17 protein-coding genes and 2 pseudogenes are annotated in these 17,889 nt (G+C 73.1%); 8 read left to right on the top strand and 11 right to left on the bottom strand.

The features are described from left to right. Window positions 1–32: 32 nt before the first annotated feature. Entirely contained in the window at window positions 33–890 is an 858-nt protein-coding gene (locus MF408_RS22140; RefSeq protein WP_240252111.1) for a sigma-70 family RNA polymerase sigma factor, read from the bottom strand. 92 nt (window positions 891–982) lie between these two features. Here MF408_RS22140 and MF408_RS22135 point away from each other — a divergent pair, with 92 nt between their 5' ends. Next, window positions 983–1,219 carry a hypothetical protein gene (locus tag MF408_RS22135; RefSeq protein ID WP_240249435.1) on the top strand — a complete coding sequence of 79 codons (237 nt, stop codon included), beginning with the start codon at window positions 983–985 and terminating at the stop codon, window positions 1,217–1,219. A gap of 12 nt (window positions 1,220–1,231) precedes the next feature. Then, complete coding sequence (locus MF408_RS22130) at window positions 1,232–1,696, top strand: phage tail protein (RefSeq protein ID WP_240249434.1); 465 nt, start codon at window positions 1,232–1,234, stop codon at window positions 1,694–1,696. Between the two features lie 9 nt (window positions 1,697–1,705). On the opposite strand, the pseudogene metH reads toward MF408_RS22130, so the two are convergent. After that, window positions 1,706–5,451: pseudogene (gene metH, locus MF408_RS22125) on the bottom strand (methionine synthase). Between the two features lie 217 nt (window positions 5,452–5,668). Here metH and MF408_RS22120 point away from each other — a divergent pair. Then, a complete protein-coding gene (locus MF408_RS22120) occupies window positions 5,669–6,520 on the top strand; it encodes a PAC2 family protein (RefSeq protein ID WP_240249433.1) in 852 nt (283 codons plus the stop codon). 9 nt (window positions 6,521–6,529) lie between these two features. On the opposite strand, the gene mshC is transcribed toward MF408_RS22120, so the two are convergent. Genes mshC through MF408_RS22100 form a run of 4 tightly spaced genes read right to left on the bottom strand, consistent with a single transcriptional unit; the run spans window position 6,530 to window position 9,848 of the window. Next, entirely contained in the window at window positions 6,530–7,768 is a 1,239-nt protein-coding gene (mshC, locus tag MF408_RS22115; RefSeq protein WP_240249432.1) for a cysteine--1-D-myo-inosityl 2-amino-2-deoxy-alpha-D-glucopyranoside ligase, read from the bottom strand. A gap of 31 nt (window positions 7,769–7,799) precedes the next feature. Next, window positions 7,800–8,543, bottom strand: a complete 744-nt coding sequence (locus MF408_RS22110) for an SCO1664 family protein (RefSeq protein ID WP_275693265.1) — start codon at window positions 8,541–8,543, stop codon at window positions 7,800–7,802. An 18-nt stretch (window positions 8,544–8,561) separates the two neighbouring features. Then, window positions 8,562–9,152, bottom strand: coding sequence for a DUF3090 domain-containing protein (locus tag MF408_RS22105; protein WP_240249431.1), 591 nt, complete (start codon window positions 9,150–9,152; stop codon window positions 8,562–8,564). A gap of 33 nt (window positions 9,153–9,185) precedes the next feature. Further along, window positions 9,186–9,848, bottom strand: coding sequence for an MSMEG_4193 family putative phosphomutase (locus tag MF408_RS22100; protein WP_240249430.1), 663 nt, complete (start codon window positions 9,846–9,848; stop codon window positions 9,186–9,188). A gap of 96 nt (window positions 9,849–9,944) precedes the next feature. On the opposite strand from MF408_RS22100, the gene corA reads away from it, so the two are divergent. Next, window positions 9,945–10,925: a magnesium/cobalt transporter CorA gene (gene corA, locus MF408_RS22095; protein ID WP_240249429.1), complete on the top strand. Its 981-nt coding sequence runs from the start codon at window positions 9,945–9,947 to the stop codon at window positions 10,923–10,925. A 13-nt stretch (window positions 10,926–10,938) separates the two neighbouring features. On the opposite strand, the gene MF408_RS22090 is transcribed toward corA, so the two are convergent. Beyond that, a complete protein-coding gene (locus tag MF408_RS22090) occupies window positions 10,939–11,781 on the bottom strand; it encodes an undecaprenyl-diphosphate phosphatase (RefSeq protein ID WP_240249428.1) in 843 nt (280 codons plus the stop codon). A gap of 135 nt (window positions 11,782–11,916) precedes the next feature. On the opposite strand from MF408_RS22090, the pseudogene MF408_RS22085 reads away from it, so the two are divergent. Next, window positions 11,917–12,810: pseudogene (locus MF408_RS22085) on the top strand (aldo/keto reductase). Beyond that, window positions 12,807–13,010 (top strand): DUF5703 family protein, encoded by a 204-nt coding sequence (locus MF408_RS22080; RefSeq protein ID WP_240249427.1) that lies wholly within the window; start codon window positions 12,807–12,809, stop codon window positions 13,008–13,010. The pseudogene MF408_RS22085 and the gene MF408_RS22080 overlap by 4 nt, the downstream one beginning before the upstream one ends. A gap of 19 nt (window positions 13,011–13,029) precedes the next feature. Here the strand turns inward: MF408_RS22080 and MF408_RS22075 are convergent, their stop codons facing one another. Genes MF408_RS22075 through MF408_RS22060 form a run of 4 tightly spaced genes read right to left on the bottom strand, consistent with a single transcriptional unit; the run spans window position 13,030 to window position 15,976 of the window. Continuing rightward, window positions 13,030–14,349 carry a M20/M25/M40 family metallo-hydrolase gene (locus tag MF408_RS22075; RefSeq protein ID WP_240249426.1) on the bottom strand — a complete coding sequence of 440 codons (1,320 nt, stop codon included), beginning with the start codon at window positions 14,347–14,349 and terminating at the stop codon, window positions 13,030–13,032. A 40-nt stretch (window positions 14,350–14,389) separates the two neighbouring features. Further along, window positions 14,390–14,869 carry a YbaK/EbsC family protein gene (locus MF408_RS22070; protein ID WP_240249425.1) on the bottom strand — a complete coding sequence of 160 codons (480 nt, stop codon included), beginning with the start codon at window positions 14,867–14,869 and terminating at the stop codon, window positions 14,390–14,392. A 4-nt stretch (window positions 14,870–14,873) separates the two neighbouring features. Continuing rightward, window positions 14,874–15,041 (bottom strand): hypothetical protein, encoded by a 168-nt coding sequence (locus MF408_RS22065; protein WP_240249424.1) that lies wholly within the window; start codon window positions 15,039–15,041, stop codon window positions 14,874–14,876. Window positions 15,042–15,082: 41 nt separating this feature from the next. Continuing rightward, entirely contained in the window at window positions 15,083–15,976 is an 894-nt protein-coding gene (locus MF408_RS22060; RefSeq protein WP_240249423.1) for a LysR family transcriptional regulator, read from the bottom strand. 696 nt (window positions 15,977–16,672) lie between these two features. Between MF408_RS22060 and MF408_RS22055 the strand changes: the two genes are divergently transcribed. Further along, window positions 16,673–17,332: a nuclear transport factor 2 family protein gene (locus MF408_RS22055; RefSeq protein WP_240249422.1), complete on the top strand. Its 660-nt coding sequence runs from the start codon at window positions 16,673–16,675 to the stop codon at window positions 17,330–17,332. A 165-nt stretch (window positions 17,333–17,497) separates the two neighbouring features. Beyond that, window positions 17,498–17,833: a hypothetical protein gene (locus MF408_RS22050; RefSeq protein WP_240249421.1), complete on the top strand. Its 336-nt coding sequence runs from the start codon at window positions 17,498–17,500 to the stop codon at window positions 17,831–17,833. The last annotated feature ends 56 nt before the right edge of the window (window positions 17,834–17,889 follow it).

Raw genomic sequence — 17,889 nt, 5'->3', positions numbered from 1 at the left:
TCGATGCGACGACCCACCCTAGTTCGCGGGTCTCAGGGCCGGTCGCGCACCTCGGCGCCGTCGCGTCGTACGACGGCTTCGAGCACGTCGTCGGCCGCGCGGAAGGTGATGCTGGCGACCCGGCCTCCGGTGACCACGAAGTCGAAGGCGACGCGCGGCTGGCCGTGCTGGATCCAGGCAGCTCCCGGCCTGCCGTCGACGAAGACCGGGAAGGCCGCCTTGGCAGCGCCGTTGAAGAACTGGGCCACCTGCTCGGCGCCCTCGATGTGCGACGGCGTGCCCATCGTGACGGCTGCGGGGTCGGCACCGACGACGGCGCCGGGGGCGAGGAGCTCGAGGAGACGGCTGAAGTCGCCCTCGCGCGCGGCCAGCAGGAAGGCGTCGACCACCTCCCAGTCCGACAGGGCGTCGTCGGCAGGGGCGGCGACCTTGCCGCGGGCCCGGGAGGCCAGCTTGCGCGCAGCGGCCGGTGTCGTGCCCAGCATCGAGGCGATCATCGGGAAGTCGAAGCCGAAGCTGTCGTGGAGGACGAACGCGACGCGTTCGGACGGCGTCAGCCGGTCCAGCACCACCTGCAGCGCGATGCCGACGGTGTCGGCGAGGGCGAGGTCTTCGGCAGGGTCGGGGGCGGTGCCCGCATCGAGTGCCTCGATCGTCTCGACCGGTTCGGGCGTCCTGGCCCGCAGCTGGTCCAGGCACAGCCGCGACGTGACCGTGGTGAGCCAGCCCGGCAGGTTGTCGATCTCGGCATCGGTGCCGTGCAGCCGGAGCCACGCCTGTTGCACGACGTCCTCCGCCGCATCCGGCGCGCCCAGGATGCGCGTGGCGATCCGGACCAGCCGGGGCCGTTCGGCCTCGAACTGGGCGGTCAGCTGAGCTTCTTTCGGCATGGTGGTCACACTTTCGTCGTCTGGTCCGTCACCACGATGACGCACCCCACCACGGGGTGTGACCACAACGGACCAGAAGTGAGGAACCCGCCATGAAGACCATGACCTGCCAGGACCTCGGAGGCCCGTGCGACCTCACGCACGAGGGTGGCACCGCCGACCAGATCATCAAGCTGCAGGACAAGCACCTCAAGCAGGCCGTGAAGGCCGGCGACGACGCGCACGTCCCGGCCCGCGAGGCGATGAAGGGCCGGTGGCGCCGCCCCCGGCAGGCGATGGGCTGGTACACCGACGTCAAGCAGCGCTTCGCCGCGCTGCCCGAGGCCTGAGGGGAGCCGGCCATGACGTACCTCGTCGACTTCAAGGACGTCTCGACCACCGGTCTCGAGTCGTCGCCGGTCGCGGACGCGCTCGCCGGCCTGCGGGCCAACGAGGCCCGGTACTTCAAGAACAAGCACGACCTCGACTTCACGGTCGCGCCCGCCGCGGAGGTGCCGGATGTCGTCGACCGGGTCCACGACATCCTGAAGAACGAGCGCGACATCGTGATCGCCTCGAAGCCGCTGGAGGCCACCGAGCTCGAGGTCGACGGCGTCCGGTGGTCCTACGTGTTCTACGAGTCGGGCCTGTCGATCAACGTGCTCTACACGCTCGAGGACGGCGGCAAGCGTGCCGTGGGCTTCAAGCTCTCCGACGGGATGGAGGTGCCCGAGGAGCTGGCCGAGCGGTTCAAGTTCGTCCGGCAGCGGTCGAAGCTCGCCGGCACCATCCGGGGCAGCTACTTCGTGATCAAGGGCAGCTACTGACCGCGCGCATCAGTCCTCCGGGTCGTAGCCGAGGTTGGGCGAGAGCCACCGCTCGGCCTCGGCGAGCGTCCAGCCCTTGCGGTCGGCGTAGTCGGCGACCTGGTCGCGGCCGAGCCGGCCGACGACGAAGTACTGCGACTCCGGGTGGCTGTAGTAGAGGCCGGACACGGCGGCGCCGGGCCACATCGCCATCGACTCGGTGAGCTGGATCCCGGTGTTGGCCTCGACGTCGAGGAGCTCCCAGATGGTCTGCTTCTCGGTGTGGTCGGGGCAGGCCGGGTAGCCCGGGGCGGGCCGGATGCCGCGGTAGCGCTCGGCGATCAGGTCGTCGTTGCTGAGCTCCTCCTCGGCGTAGCCCCCAGAACTCGGTGCGCACCCGCTCGTGGAGCCGCTCGGCGAACGCCTCGGCGAGCCGGTCGGCCAGCGCCTCGAGCAGGATCGCGGAGTAGTCGTCGAGGGCCTCCCGGAACGCCTTGACCCGCTCGGGCAGTCCGATGCCGGCGGTGACGGCGAACGCCCCGACGTGGTCGGGCAGGCCGGAGCCGACCGGCGCGACGTAGTCGGCGAGCGACCGGTTGGGGATGCCCGAGCGGTGCTGCCCCTGCTGGCGCAGCTGGTGCAGCGTCGCCCGTACGTCGGCCCGGTCGTCGCCGCCGTAGACCAGGACGTCCTCGCCGGTCGAGGAGGCCGGGAACAGGCCGTAGACGCCGTGGGCCTTCACCCACTGCTCGGCGGTCATCCGGTCGAGCATCTCCTGGGCGTCGTCGTAGAGCTTGCGGGCCGCCTCGCCGGTGTGGGGGTTGTTGAGGATGTCAGGGAACTTGCCCTTCATCTCCCAGGCGTTGAAGAACGGCTGCCAGTCGATGTAGTCGCGCAGCTCGGCGAGGTCGTAGTCGCGGAGCACGTGCACGCCCGGCGTCCGGGGCTGCGGCGGCGTGTAGCCGGACCAGTCGACCGGCGTCGCGTTGGCCTGCGCGTCGGGGAACGTCAGCTGCGGGCGCTCGGTCTTCTGCGCGTGCCGGGCGCGGAGTGCGTCGTAGTCGTCCTTCACGTCGGCCAGCAGCCCGGGCCGCTGCCGGTCGTCGAGGAGGGCCGCCGCGGTCGGCACCGATCGGGAGGCGTCCTTGACCCAGACCACGGGGCCTTCGTAGCGCGGGTCGACCTTGACCGCCGTGTGCGCGCGGGAGGTGGTGGCGCCGCCGATGAGCAGGGGGGATCTCCAGGCCGAGCCGCTGCATCTCGGTGGCGAAGCCGACCATCTCGTCGAGGCTCGGGGTGATCAGCCCGGAGAGGCCGATCATGTCGGCGCCGACCTCCGCGGCGGTGTCGAGGATCTTCTGCGCCGGCACCATCACGCCGAGGTCGACGACCTCGTAGTTGTTGCACGACAGCACCACGCCGACGATGTTCTTGCCGATGTCGTGGACGTCGCCCTTGACCGTGGCGAGCACGATCGTGCCGTTGGTGTCCTTGGCGGTGGCCAGCTCGGGGTTGTCGAGCTTCTCCTGCTCGATGAACGGGATCAGGTAGGCCACGGCCTTCTTCATCACCCGGGCGCTCTTGACCACCTGCGGCAGGAACATCTTGCCCGCGCCGAAGAGGTCGCCGACGACGTTCATGCCGTCCATCAGCGGGCCCTCGATGACCTCGATCGGGCGGCCGCCGCGGGCGGCGATCTCGGCGCGCAGCTCCTCGGTGTCGCCCTCGACGTGGGCGTCGATGCCCTTGACCAGGGCGTGGGTGATCCGCTCCGCGACCGGCAGCAACCGCCACTCCTCCGCGGCCTCCTCGGCGGCCTTGTCGGTGCCCCGGTAGCGCTCGGCGATGCCGAGGAGCCGCTCGGTGGCGGCGACCGAGTCGTCCGTGCGGTCGAGCACGACGTCCTCGATGGCATCGCGCAGCTCGTCGTCGATCTCGCTGTAGGGAACCAGGGCTCCGGCGTTGACGATGCCCATGTCGAGCCCGGCCTCGACGGCGTGGAACAGGAACACGGCGTGGATCGCCTCGCGCACCGGGTTGTTGCCCCGGAAGCTGAACGACACGTTGGAGATGCCGCCGGAGACCTTGGCGCCCGGCAGGTTCTGCTTGATCCAGCGGGTCGCCTCGATGAAGTCGACGCCGTAGCCCGCGTGCTCCTCGATGCCGGTGGCGACGGCGAACACGTTGGGGTCGAAGATGATGTCCTCGGGCGGGAACCCGACCCGGTCGACGAGCACCCGGTAGGCCCGCTCGCAGATCGCCTTGCGTCGGTCGAGGTTGTCGGCCTGGCCGTCCTCGTCGAACGCCATCACGACCGCGGCGGCGCCGTACTTCTTGCACAGCCGGGCCTGCTCGACGAACTTCTCCTCGCCCTCCTTGAGCGAGATGGAGTTGACGATCGGCTTGCCCTGGACGTTCTTGAGGCCGGCCTCGATGACCTCCCCACTTCGAGGAGTCGACCATCACCGGCACCCGGCTGATGTCGGGCTCGGAGGCGACCAGCTTGAGGAACCGGTCCATCGCGGCGACGCCGTCGATCATCCCCTCGTCCATGTTGACGTCGATCACCTGCGCGCCGGCCTCGACCTGCTGGGCGGCGACCGACAGCGCGGTGTCGTAGTCGCCGTCCTTGATCAGGTTGCGGAAGCGGGCGGAGCCGGTGATGTTGGTGCGCTCCCCACGTTGACGAAGAGGCTGTCCTCGTCGACGGCGAACGGCTCCAGGCCGGAGAGCCGCAGCGCGGGCCGGACGACCGCCGGCTCGCGGTGCTTCTTGCCCTCGACGGCGCGGGCGATGGCAGCGACGTGCTCCGGGGTCGTGCCGCAGCAGCCGCCGACGATGTTGACGAAGCCGGCGTCGGCGAACTCGGCGACGACCGCCGCCGTCTCCGCGGCCGCCTCGTCGTACTCGCCGAACGCGTTGGGCAGGCCGGCGTTGGGGTACGCCGACACGAACGTGTCCGCGAGCCGGGCGAGCTCGGCGAGGTAGGGGCGCATCTCCTTGGCGCCGAGCGCGCAGTTGAGGCCGACGGCCAGCGGCCGGGCGTGCCGCACGGAGTTCCAGAACGCCTCGGTCGTCTGCCCGGACAGGGTGCGCCCGGAGGCATCGGTGATCGTGCCCGAGATCACCACGGGCCACCGCCGGCCGGTCTCGTCGAACAGCGTCTCGACCGCGAAGATCGCGGCCTTCGCGTTGAGGGTGTCGAAGATCGTCTCGACCACGAGCAGGTCGGCACCGCCGTCGACCAGGCCCCGGGCGGCCGTGAGGTACGCCGCGACCAGCTCGTCGAAGGACACGTTGCGGGCGCCGGGGTCGTTGACGTCCGGGCTGATCGACGCCGTGCGCGTGGTCGGGCCGAGCGCACCGGCGACGTACCGCGTGCGGCCGGTGGCGGCTGCGACCTCGTCGGCGACCCGGCGCGCCAGCCGGGCGGACTCGCTGTTGAGCTCGTAGGCGAGCTCCTGCATGCCGTAGTCGGCCATCGAGACCGCGTTGGCGTTGAACGTGTTGGTCTCGATGATGTCGGCGCCCGCGTCGAGGTACTCGCGGTGGATGCCGGCGATCAGGTCGGGCTGGGTGAGCGTGAGCAGGTCGTTGTTGCCCTGGACGTCGCTCGGCCAGTCGGCGAACCGCTCGCCGCGGTAGCCGGCCTCGTCGGGCCGGTCGCGCTGGATGGCGGTGCCCATGGCGCCGTCGAGGACCACGATCCGCTCCTGCAACAGCGCGGTGAGCTCGTCGGTCGCGTCCGGGCGCCAGTCGCGGTTGTCGCCTGCCATGCCCACTCCTTCCGTCACGGAAGGCGTCCTTGGAACCAGAAGGTCTCAGCCGAGCGTGGCGGACCACCCGGGTGCACGATCTCCAGGTGTCCGTTGCAACGCCTCTCGGCCCCTCGATCCTAACCGGCCGCACCGGTCGCACGACGATTTCCCGGATGGCGGATCCCCGTCGGCCCTGCGCCCGCGCCGGCACCGGCGCGCGGGCTAGGCTCGACGGGTGATGCAGATCGAGGACGCGCCCGACCTGGTCCGGCCGGTCGTCATCGCCGCGTTCGAGGGGTGGAACGACGCGGCCGAGGCCGCGTCGTCGGTCGTCGACCACCTGATGCGGGTGTGGGACGCCCGGGTCGTGGCCGCGATCGACCCGGAGGACTACTACGACTTCCAGGTCAACCGGCCGACCGTCGGCGTCGACGACAACGGGTTCCGCAAGCTGACCTGGCCGAGCACCCACGTGGCGGTGGCCTCCCCGCCCGGTCTCGACCGCGACGTCATCCTGCTCCGCGGGATCGAGCCCAACATGCGCTGGCGCGGGTTCTGCGCCGAACTGCTGGCGTCCGTCGACGACCTCGGCGGCGAGCTGGTGGTGACCCTCGGCGCGCTCCTGGCCGACACGCCCCACACCCGGCCGATCCCGGTGTCCGGCACCGCGACCGAGCCGGAGCTGGTCGACCGGCTCAAGCTGGAGCAGTCGAGCTACGAGGGCCCGACCGGCATCGTCGGCGTCCTGCAGGACGCCTGCGCCAAGCTCGACATCCCGGCGGCGTCGTACTGGGCCGCGGTGCCCCACTACGTCGCGCAGCCGCCGTGCCCGAAGGCCACCCTCGCCCTGATCGGCCGGCTGGAGGAGCTGCTGGAGACCAGCATCCCGCTCGGCGACCTCCCGGAGGACGCCCGGGCCTGGGAGCGCGGTGTCGACGAGCTCGCCGAGGAGGACGAGGACGTCGCCGACTACGTGCGGTCGCTTGAGGAGACCCGCGACACCGCCGACCTGCCCGAGGCGTCCGGGGAGGCGATCGCGCGGGAGTTCGAGCGGTACCTCAAGCGCCGCGGTGAGGGCTCGGCGTAGCGGTTCGCGCTAGACCAGGCTGAGCCCGAGCGCCGCGTCGAGCACCGGCAGCAGCGTCACCGCGGCCTCCCGGTCGCTGGTGTCGGCCAGGCCGTCGGTGCCGAGCGTCGCCGCCACCCAGCGGTCGACCGCGGCCGTCGCCCGCGGCGCGTCGAGGTCGTCGGCGAGCGCGGCGAGCACCTCCTCGACCACCGGCCCCGCCGGCGCGCCCGCGCCGAGCGAGAGCGCGCGGCGCCACTGCGCGAGGTCGTCGGCCGCCTGCCACAGCCCGTCGTCGGTCCACTCCCAGTCGGAGCGGTAGTGCTGGCGCAGCAACGCCAGCCGGATCGCCATCGGATCGATGTCGCTGTTGCGCAGTGCCGAGACGAAGACCAGGTTGCCGCGCGACTTCGACATCTTCTCGCCGTCGTAGCCGACCATGCCCGCGTGGACGTAGGCGCGGGCGAACGGCGCACCGGTGGCGACCTGCGCGTGCCCGGCGCACATCTCGTGGTGCGGGAACACCAGGTCGCTGCCGCCGCCCTGGACGTCGACGGTGGGACCGAGGTGGGTGAGCGCGATCGCGGCGCACTCGATGTGCCACCCGGGCCGGCCGCGGCCGAACGGGCTCTCCCACGAGGGCTCGCCCTCGCGCTCCCCGCGCCACACGACGGGGTCGAGCGGGTCCTTCTTCCCCGCCCGCTCCGGGTCGCCGCCGCGCTCCCCGAAGAGACGCAGCATGGTGTCGCGGTCGTAGCCCGACTCGTCGCCGAACGCGGGGTCGGCGGCGACGGAGTAGTAGAGGTCGTCCTCGACCCGGTAGACGGCGCCGGCCGCCTGCAGCCGCTCGATCATGTCGACCGCCAGCGGGATCGACTCCACGGCCCCGATGTAGGCGTCCGGCGCCAGCACCCGCAGCGCCTGCATGTCCTGGCGGAACAGCTCGGTCTCGCGCTCGGCCAGCTCCTCCCAGTCGACACCGACCTTCGTGGCGCGCTCGAGCAGCGGGTCGTCGACGTCGGTGACGTTCTGCACGTAGCGGACCTCGCGCCCGGCGTTGCGCCACGCGCGGTTGAGCAGGTCGAACCCGACGTACGTCGCCGCGTGGCCGAGGTGGGTGGCGTCGTAGGGGGTGATGCCGCAGACGTAGAGCAGCGCCGGCCCGTCGGAGGTGGTGGTCAGCGCCCGGCCGGAGGCGGTGTCGTGGACCGCCACCGGCGGTGCCACCACGGGCAGTGCCGGCATCTCCGGCGAGGTCCAGGCGCGCATGCGGCCGATGCTATCGGCGGGGTCCCACGGCTCAGAACGGCGGCCAGGGGATGGCGGGCCAGCCGTCGCTCGGGCCGGGCAGCACCCCGTCGGACAGCAGCCGGGCGGCGCGGCGCTCGAGTGCGTGCAGCTCGAGGTCGGTGAGGTGGGCCGACAGCTCCGCCCCCAGCTGGCCGCCCAGGGCGTCCAGCACCCGCTCGACCACCGCCCGCTCCTCGTCGAGCAGCGGGGACCCCGCCCACCCCCACAGCACGGTGCGCAGCTTGCCCTCGTGGTGGAAGGTGACGCCGTGGTCGACGCCGTAGCGGTGGCCGTCGGGCATCGCGAGCACGTGCCCGCCCTTGCGGTCGGCGTTGTTGGCCAGCACGTCGTAGACCGCGAGGCGGCGCAGCGTCGGCGAGTCCTCGTGGACCAGGGTGACGTCGCGGTCGCGGTCGTCGACGCCGTCGAAGACCGGGAGCCAGCCCTCGGGGGTGCGGCCGCTCAGCACCAGGGTGACCGCCTCGTCGTCGGGGTCGACCTGCTGCCACTCCTGCAGCATCCCCGGGCCGTGCGGGCCGTCGCCGAGCCAGGTGCGCGGCACCAGCCGCCAGCCGGTCGCCTCACTCAGCAGGTACGCCGCCACCTCCCGGCCGGCGAGAGTGCCGTCGGGGAAGTCCCAGAGCGGCCGCTCCCCCGCGATCGGCTTGTAGACCACCTCGCGGCCCTCGAGCTCGGCCAGGAACGTCGCGTTGGACGCGGGCATGATCCGCCCGCGCAGCTCGAGGCCGCTCACTCTCGGGTCACCGCCGGGTCACTCGGGCCGGCGGCGGAAGCCGTTGGCCCGGACGCAGAGGTGTCCGTCGGGGTCGATCGGCTGTCCGCAGAACGGGCAGTCGGGCCGACCGGCGCCGACGACCTTCGCCGCCCGCTGCACGAACGCCCGGGCGTGGGCGGCGTCGATCCGCACCACGAGCACCTCGGTGGGCTCCTCCTCGTCCTCCTGGTCGGGGGCGAGGTCCTCGGGATCGCCCTCCGACAGGCCGACCAGCTCCTCGCCGACCGGGAAGACCTCGATCACCACCCGCTCGCCGGCGGGGTCCCACGACAGCGTCATCGTCCCGGCGCGGAACTCCTCCTGGATCGGGAGGTCGAGCGGGTCCTCGTCGGTGAGCCCGAGCGGCGCGACCGCGGGGATGACGGTGCTGGTGCGCGCCTCGTTCATCACCTCGTCGAGGAGCTCGTCGATCCGCTCGGCCAGCGCCGCGACCTGCTGCTTCTCGAGGGCCACGGTGACGACCCGCGTGCCCTCGCGCGCCTGCAGGAAGAAGGTGCGGGCGCCCGGCTCGCCGACGGTGCCGGCGACGAAGCGCTCGGGCGGGTCGAAGGCGTGGACGATCGGCATGGGGCCAGCCTAGGAGCCCGGCCCAGCGAGCGCCTACGAGCCCTCGGTCACCGGGTCCGGCCCGGCTCCGCCGCCGACCGCGGCCCCGGTCTTCCGCGACCGCCGCCGCGTCGGCCGGGCCAGCCAGGAGAGGTCGCCGCCGCTGGTGTTGGTGGCGAGGACGTACGGCCGGTCGGGGGTGTACTGCACCACCGACACCGACGCCGGGTCGACGTTGATCCGCTGGAACAGGTCGAGGTGCATCCCCAGCGCGTCGGCCAGCACCGCCTTGATGATGTCGCCGTGGCTGACGGCCACCCAGACCGCGCCGGGGCCGTGCTCGGCCGTCACGGCCGCGTCGTGGCGGCGTACGGCTTCCACGGCCCGGTGCTGCATGGTCACCATGGCCTCGCCGCCCGGGAACACGGCGGCCGAGGGCTGGCGCTGCACGGTGGCCCACAGCTTCTCCTTGGCCAGCTCGCGCAGCGAGCGCCCCTGCCACTCGCCGTAGTCGCACTCGGCGAGGCCGCGCTCGGTGGCGGGCCGCACGTCGCCGGGCTGTGCCTTCGCGATGGCGCGGGCGGTCTGGCGACAGCGCTCCTGCGGGCTCGTGACGATCGCGGCGACCGGGACCGCCGCGACCCGTTCCGCGGTGAGCTGCACCTGGGTGTGCCCGGTGTCGTCGAGACGTACGCCGGGCAGCCGGCCGGCGAGCACCCCCGCCGGCGTTGGCCGTGGTGCGCCCGTGCCGCACGAGGATGACGGTCGCCATGCCGGCGAGCGTATCGGCCCGGGGCGCACTACCGTCGTGCTGTGATCGTCGCCAGCGCCGTCTACCGCCACGGCAAGCGGGTCCCGGTCGACTGCCCCTCCGACGACTTCGCGGCGCTGCGGGCGGCCGTCGCCGACGGGCAAGGCTTCGTCTGGGTCGGGCTCTACGAGCCCGGGCAGCAGGAGCTCTCCGGCGTCGCCGACGCGTTCGGCCTGCACCCGCTGGCGGTCGAGGACGCGGTGGTCGCCCACCAGCGGCCCAAGCTCGACGTCTACGAGGGCAGCCTGTTCCTGGCCCTCAAGACGCTCTGGTACGTCGACGAGGACGACGCGGTCGAGACCGGCGAGATCAACCTGTTCTGCGGCACGGACTTCGTCGTCACGGTCCGGCACGGCCGTGGCTCGGAGCTCAAGGACGCCCGGCACATGCTCGAGCACCAGGAGACGATCCTCAGCCACGGACCGTCCGCCGTGGTCTACGCCGTGTGCGACACCGTCGTCGACGGCTACCTCGCGGTCCTCGAGGAGCTGCAGACCGACGTCGACGAGGTCGAGGCCTCGGTGTTCTCCCAGCGGCGCACCAAGGACGCCAACCGGATCTACGTGCTCAAGCGGGAGATCGCCGAGGTCAGGCGGGCGGTGCTGCCGCTCCGCGAGCCGATGCGACGGTTCTCCGAGGGATCGGCACCCCACGTCACGCCCGAAGCCGCACCCTTCTTCAACGACGTCGCCGACCACCTCGCGGTGGCCGCCGAGGCGGTCGACACCCTCGACCAGCTGCTGTCGAGCGCCTTCGAGGCGCACCTCGCAGGGATCTCGGTGCAGCAGAACGACGACATGCGCCGGATCTCCGCCGGCGCCGCGCTGGTCGTCGTACCCACGCTGATCGCCGGGATCTACGGCATGAACTTCGAGCACATGCCCGAGCTCGGCTGGACCTTCGGCTACCCGTTCGCGCTGGTGCTGATGCTCGGCACGATGGCCGGGCTGTGGATCCTGTTCAAGCGGTCCGGCTGGTTCTGACCGACCTGACTCCTCAGGCGGTCAGCACGCCCGCGCCGAGCAGCACCAGGACCAGCCCGCCGAGCAGGACCCGGTAGACGACGAACGGCGTGTAGGAGTTGCGGCTGATGTAGCGCAGCAGCCAGGCGATCGCGGCGTACCCGACGACGAACGAGACGACGGTGGCGGTGAGCGTGGGTCCCCAGCCGTAGACGTTGTCGCCGTTCGGGATCTCCTTGAGCTCGAACAGCCCGGCGCCGACGACGGCGGGGATCGCCAGCAGGAACGCGAACCGGGTCGCCGCCTCCCGGTCGTAGCCGAGCAGCCGGCCCATCGAGAGCGTCGCGCCGGAGCGCGACACGCCCGGCACCAGCGCCATCGCCTGGGCGCCGCCCATGAGGGCCGCGTCGCGCAGGGTGAGCTGCTTGATCTGCTTCTCGGTGCCGCCGAGGCGGTCGGCGATCCCGAGGATGACGCCGAACACGACGAGGGTGGTGCCGATCAGCCAGAGGTTGCGGAAGTCGTCCTCGATTCGCGACTTGAACAGCACGCCGAGGATGACGATCGGCAGCGAGCCGATGATGACGAACCAGCCCATCCGTGCGTCGAGGTGGCCGCGGTACTCCGGCTTGAACAGCGACCGCAGCCAGGTCGAGGCGATCCGCCAGATGTCCTTGCGGAAGTACAGCAGCACGGCGACCTCCGTGCCGATCTGGATCACCGCGGTGAACGCCGCCCCGGGGTCGCAGGTCTCCGCGCCGTCGCACCAGCCGACGAGCTCGGGGAAGATCCGCAGGTGGGCGCTGCTGGAGATCGGGAGGAACTCGGTGAGGCCCTGGAGCACGCCGAGCACGAGGGCCTGCAGGTAGTCCGCCACGGGCAGGCATCCTACGGATCGGACACGCCTGGGCCGTACGCCGCCCCGGCGGCGCCGCCGACTAGGTTGGGGCCATGCAGCAGCGCCCCCGTCGGCAGCACCGGTCTGAAGGTGTCGCGCCTCGGGCTCGGCACGATGACCTGGGGGACGGCCACCGACGAGCACGAGGCCCGCGACCAGCTGCGCGCCTTCGTCGACGCCGGCGGCATCGTTCGTCGACACCGCCCACGTCTACGGTGCCGGCTCCTCGGAGGAGATGCTCGGCCGGCTCCTCGGCGAGGTCGTCCCGCGCGACGAGGTGGTGGTGGCGACCAAGGCCGGGTTCGGGCTCCCGCCGCGGCGAGCGGGTCTACGACACCTCCCGCGGCTACCTGCTGTCCTGCCTCGACCGGTCGCTGGAGCGGCTCGGCGTCGACCACGTCGACCTGTGGCAGATGCACGTCTGGGACGAGACGACCCCGCTGGACGAGACGCTCGCCGCCCTCGACACCGCCGTGGCGAGCGGCCGGGCGGCGTACGTCGGCATCTCCAACTACGCCGGCTGGCAGACCGCCCAGGCCGCGACCTGGCAGCGCGCGGTGCCCGGCCGGGCGCCGATCGCGTCCACCCAGGTGGAGTACTCCCTGGTCAACCGGGCCGTCGAGGACGAGGTGCTACCGGCGGCGCGGGCGACCGGGCTCGGCGTCCTCCCCTACTCCCCGCTCGGCAAGGGGGGTGCTCACCGGCAAGTACCGCACCGGCATCCCGGCCGACTCCCGGGGCGCCTCCGACGCGGCCGGGAAGATCGAGCAGTACCTCGACGAGCGCGGTCGCCGGGTCGTCGAGGCGGTGGTCCGCGCGGCCGACGGCCTGGGCTGGACCCCGCTGGAGGTGGCGCTGGTCTGGGTGCGGGACGCGCCCGGCGTGACCGCCCCGATCATCGGGCCCCGCACGGCCACGCAGCTCAAGGCCGCGCTCGACGCCGAGGACCGTGCGCTGCCGCCGGAGATCCGGCACGCGCTCGACGACGTCTCGGAGGGTGGTGCATGAGGCCGTCCCGCAACCCTGTGGAGTGGCAGTACGACAAGGTGACCTTCAACCGGGAGTTCCCGCGCGGCGTCGTGACCAAGCTGCTCGTCGAGCGCGCCGAGCAGGGCGGCTGGGAGCTCGACCGGGTGCGGATCACCCCTGACGGCACCCGCCGGGTGGTGCTGCGGCGCAAGATCATCCGCGCGGTGCGCACCGCCTGACCCGTCTCCGCGGGGACCGCTAGACCTGGTCGAGGAAGCGGTCCATCACCCGGCTGCCGAACTCGAGCGCGTCCACCGGCACCCGCTCGTCGACGCCGTGGAAGAGGGCGGTGAAGTCGAGGTCGTCCGGCAGCCGCAGCGGAGCGAAGCCGAAGCTGCGCATCCCGAGCCTGCGGAAGTGCTTGGCGTCGGTGCCGCCGCTCATCAGGAACGGCGCGACCAGCGCGTCCGGGTCCTCCGCCAGGAGGCTGCGGGTCATCGCGTCGACCAGCGCGCCCTCGTACGGCGTCTCCCACGGCTGCTGGTTGGAGACGTAGTCGATGCTCACGTCCTCGCCGCACAGCTCGGCGAGGGTGCGGAAGAACTCGTCCTCGTAGCCGGGCAGGAACCGGCCGTCGACGTACGCCGTCGCCTCGGTCGGCACGACGTTGACCTTGTAGCCGGCGTCGAGCATGGTCGGGTTCGTCGTGTTGCTGAGCACCGCGCCCAGCATCCGGGTGGCGCCGCCGAACTCCTCGACGAGGGTGCGGGCGTTGTCGGGGGTGACGTCGGTGCCGGCCAGCGCGCCGACGGTGCCGAGCAGCGTCCGCATCGTCGGCGTCAGCCGCACGGGCCACTCGTGGGCGCCGATCCGCGCGACGGCCTCGGCGACCCGGGTGACGGCGTTGTCGGGGTTGAGCATCGACCCGTGCCCCGCCCGGCCGCGGGCGGTGAGCCGCATCCAGGCCATGCCCTTCTCGGCGGCCTCGACCAGGTAGAGCCGGCGTCCGCGCACCGTGGTGCTGAAGCCGCCGACCTCGCCGACCGCCTCGGTGCACCCCTCGAGCTCCTCGGGGTGGTCGCGCACCAGCACCTCGGCGCCGAGGTGGCCGCCGGCCTCCTCGTCGGCGGTGAAGCAGAGCACGACCGGCCGGTCGGGCGCCCGCCCGGCCCGCTGGCGGGCCCGGACCACCGACAGCAGCATGGCGTCGAAGTCCTTCATGTCGACCGCACCCCGGCCCCAGACGTAGCCGTCCTGCACCTCGCCGCTGAAGGGGTGCACCTGCCAGTCCTCGGCCGCCGCGGGCACCACGTCGAGGTGGCCGTGCAGCAGCAGGGCGTCGGTGCGGTCGCCGCCGCCCCAGTGCGCGACGACCGAGGCCCGTCCCGGCTCGCTCTCGTAGAGGCGGGTCTCGATCCCGACCTCCTCCAGCAGCCCGGCGACGTACTCCGCCGCCTTCCGCTCCCCCGGGCCGTCGGACGACCCGTAGTTGGAGGTGTCCATCCGGATCAGGTCGCGGCAGATCTCGACCACCTCGCCCGCCGGGTCGGGCCCGCGCTCGCTCGTCACCTCGTCCATGGGCCCATCCTGGCACCCGGGCCCTGGGCCGCTCGGCGGGTCAGGCGGGATCGGTGACGTCCGCCCGGGTCGCGCCCAGCGCGGCGACGAGGGCGTCGGCGTCGACGGTGAGCGCGACGCCGTGCGCGCCGCCGCCGATCGAGATCGTCCCCGCGACGGCGAGGTCGGCCACGACCGGCAGCGTGGTGCGCGACCCGAGCGGGGTGATCGTGCCCCGCACGTAGCCCGTGACGTCGAACGCCGCCTCGGCCGACGGCATCGAGAGCCGGTTGACACCGAGGTGGGCGCGCAGCTTGGGCCAGGAGATCTCCCGGTCGCCGGGCACCAGCACGAACCGGTGGTCGCCCTCGGCGACCCGGACGACCATCGTCTTCACCACCTGGCGCGGCTCGACGCCGCGCGCGGCGGCGGCCTCCCCCAGTGACCGCACCGGCCCGTGCCGGGTCAGCTCATAGGACAGTCCGAGCCCGTCGGCGGCGGCGGTCGCCCGCGCGGACTGGTCGTGCTGCTCGTCGGGCACGACCTCAGCCGGCCTCGAGCCAGGAGCCCGTGCGCGAGACCGACACCCGCCGGTGCAGGTGGCACATCGGCGCGCCCGCGACCGGCTCGTGCTCACACCCGGGGAAGTCGCAGGCCGAGAGCCGCCACCGGGCGACGTCGGCACCACCTGCGGTCTGCGGTGAAGCGTCCATGGGTCCTCCCCTCCTCACCCTCTCGACGTCCCGAGCCCGGATCAGGTTGCACCGAGCTCCTCGACCAGCGCTGTGACAACACTCTCCACCAGGCCACCGACAGTCGGTGGGAGCGACGCCGGGCGCGTCACGTGGATCCCCCGTGTGGGCGGGTCGAGCAGGCGGACGACCGCGACGTCCGCCCGCAGGACGGGAACCAGCACCCCCGGCACCAGCGCAACCGCGTGGCCGGCGGCGACCATCGCGGTCTTGCCGGTGAGGTCCGGGGCGGCGTGGTCGACGTCCGGCTCGAAGCCCGCCCGGTGCGCGGCGGTCCTCAGCAGGGCAGCGGAGCCCTCGTCGTCCTCGACCCAGGTGGCGGTGGCGAACGCGGTGAGCGGCACCCGGTTCCCTACCGCCGTCGCGGGGTGGCCGGGCGGCACGACGACGCACATCTCGTCGACCCCGACCGGCTGGCGGACCAGGTGGGGCACCGGGCGCAGGCCGGGCGGGGCGTCGGTCACCACGGCCACGTCGAGCTCCCCCGCGAGCACGCGCTCCTCGAGTGTCGCCGTGAGACCGGTGTCGAGGGTCCACCGCAGGTCCGGACGGGAGCCGAGCACCCGCCGCACGGCGCCGGGCACGAGCCCGGCCGCGGTCGACGGCGTGGCGCCCACGGCCAGCCGCCGGGCGCCGGCGCCCGCCTCGCGTGCGGCGCGGACGGCTCGCGCGGCCTCGTTGACGACGACCCGCGCATGGTGCCGGAACGCCTCACCGGCGGGCGTCGGCACCACGCCGCGGGGGCGCCGCTCGAGGAGCGGTACGCCGGCCGCACGCTCCAGCGCCGCCACCTGCCGCGAGACCGCGGACTGGGTGTAGCCGAGCTCGGCTGCCGCGGCCGACAGGGACCCGAGCCGACAGACCTCGAGGAACGTCCGCCAAGCCGTCGGTGCCATGGATCCATGCTATGCGTGTGACGCATGGCGGCGCTGCGAGATCTGCGCTGGTCGACTGCCGGCTCCCGGGTCAGCATGGTTTCGTGACCAGCACCGACACCCCCGCCCGCTTCTCTCGTCCCTCGATCGCGGTCCTCGGCCTCGGCCGGATGGGAGCCGCCATCGCCCGGCGTCTCGCCGACACCGGTCACGACGTCGTCGGCTGGAGCCGGTCGGGCCGGGTCGTGGAGGGGGTCCGCCCGGCCCCCGATGCCGCGGCGGCCGTGGCCGGCGCCGACGTCGTGGTGCTGTGCCTCTTCGACGGCCCCGCCTGCCGCGAGGTCGTGGCCCAGGTCGGCGGCCGGGTCCAGCCCGGCGCCGTGGTCGTCTACACCAGCACCGTCGCGCCGGCCGAGGCGGACGCGCTCGCAGCCGCCGTCCGCACGGCGGGTGCCCGCTACCTGCACGCGCCGGTGATGGGCTCGGTGCCGGCCGCCCCGCGACGGCGGCCTCACCCTCCTCCTCGGCGGCGACCTCGCCGACGACGTACGAACCGTCCTCACCGACCTCGGCGACCCGCTGCCCTGCGGCTCGGTCGCCGACGCCGCCGCACTCAAGCTCCTGGCCAACGGCGCGCTCGGGAGCGCTCTCCTGTCGCTCCGCGACTGCCGGCGGCGGGCCGAGGAGCTCGGCGTCCCGGCTGCGGCCGCCTGGGACGTGCTGGAGCGGACCGCCCTGGGCGGCCTGGTCCGGATGAAGCGCGAGCGGCTCGAGGGCGCCGGCGGTGCGGCGGACTTCGCGGTCGCGGCGATGGCGAAGGACCTGGCCCTGCTGGCCGCGGAGGCGCCTTCGGCCGCCGGCCTGCGTGGCGCGCTGCTGGCGGCGTACGACGCCGGCGCGGTGGCCGCCGATGCCGACGTGGCCGAGCTCGTGGTGGTCGACGCTCCTGGCCGCGCGCTCTCGCCCGAGCACCGGTTGTCCCTCGCCCCCGGCGTCACGGCGCCGCCCGAGGTCCTCGAGCCGCTGTGCGCCTACGTCGCCGGGCACGCGACCGGCGACCCGGGCCACCACCGGGCGGCGTTCCTCCCGACCGCGCACGTCGAGGGCGTCCGCGACGGCCGGTTCGTGTCCTGGGGCCTGGACGACTTCTGCGCCCTCTTCACCGGCCGACCGGCCGACGACGAGGCCGACCGCCGGCGCACCGTCGACGAGGTGACCGTCCGCGGCACGGTGGCGACCGCCGCGATGACGCTCCACCACGGCCCCGACGTCTTCGGCGACCTGCTCCTGCTGGTCCGCACCGAGGACGGGTGGCGGATCGCCAACAAGGTCTACGACCGGCGTGCCGTCGAGGAGGACGCCGTCACCGTGGCATGACCTCGGAGGTCATCGACCCGGTCACCCCGAGCCGTGACGCTGTCGTGTACAGCCCGACGAGCAGAGGAGTGAGGACGATGACGACGACGAGGATGACGGGGACCACGGGGACCACGGGGACCACGATCAAGCAGGCCACCCGCGACCGGCGGTGGTTCGCGGCCGATGCGGTGGTCACCGCCGCCAACGCGCTCGCCTACCTGGCGGCGGCGAGCCTGCTGGTCGACGTGTTCGACGGCGACGCGACCACCTACCGATGGGTCGGCGGCTTCCCTCCTGGTCTACGGCGCCGCCGTCGCCGCCTACACCTGGGGCCCGGTACCGGCTCGCGCCGGCTGGGCGATCGTGGTGGCCAACGAGGGCTGGGTCGCCGCCTCCCTCGTCGTGGCCGCCGTCGGCGCCCTCGACCTCAACGGCATCGGCCGCACCTGGGTGGTCCTCCAGGCGGCCGTCGTCGGTGCGCTGGCGCTGCTGCAGGCTCGGTCGCTGCGGACGGGGTGAGCCTGCCCGGGGACGTCATACGGTCGGGGCCACCGGTGGCCCGGACCGTATGACGT

The sequence above is a fragment of the Nocardioides sp. TF02-7 genome, from assembly GCF_022437945.1.
GTDB lineage: Bacteria > Actinomycetota > Actinomycetes > Propionibacteriales > Nocardioidaceae > Nocardioides.
The sequence above is the reverse complement of the archived record's forward strand: the minus strand, read 5'-3'. Positions and strand labels throughout refer to the sequence as shown.

Coding starts and splice junctions, on each gene's coding strand:
- MF408_RS22140 (WP_240252111.1), bottom strand. CDS start 890: ATGCCGAAAGAAGCTCAGCTGACCGCCCAGTTCGAGGCCGAACGGCCC.
- MF408_RS22135 (WP_240249435.1), top strand. CDS start 983: ATGAAGACCATGACCTGCCAGGACCTCGGAGGCCCGTGCGACCTCACG.
- MF408_RS22130 (WP_240249434.1), top strand. CDS start 1,232: ATGACGTACCTCGTCGACTTCAAGGACGTCTCGACCACCGGTCTCGAG.
- mshC (WP_240249432.1), bottom strand. CDS start 7,768: ATGCGCGCCTGGACCTCGCCGGAGATGCCGGCACTGCCCGTGGTGGCA.
- MF408_RS22105 (WP_240249431.1), bottom strand. CDS start 9,152: ATGCCGATCGTCCACGCCTTCGACCCGCCCGAGCGCTTCGTCGCCGGC.
- MF408_RS22080 (WP_240249427.1), top strand. CDS start 12,807: ATGAGGCCGTCCCGCAACCCTGTGGAGTGGCAGTACGACAAGGTGACC.
- MF408_RS22075 (WP_240249426.1), bottom strand. CDS start 14,349: ATGGACGAGGTGACGAGCGAGCGCGGGCCCGACCCGGCGGGCGAGGTG.
- MF408_RS22065 (WP_240249424.1), bottom strand. CDS start 15,041: ATGGACGCTTCACCGCAGACCGCAGGTGGTGCCGACGTCGCCCGGTGG.
- MF408_RS22060 (WP_240249423.1), bottom strand. CDS start 15,976: ATGGCACCGACGGCTTGGCGGACGTTCCTCGAGGTCTGTCGGCTCGGG.
- MF408_RS22050 (WP_240249421.1), top strand. CDS start 17,498: ATGCGGTGGTCACCGCCGCCAACGCGCTCGCCTACCTGGCGGCGGCGA.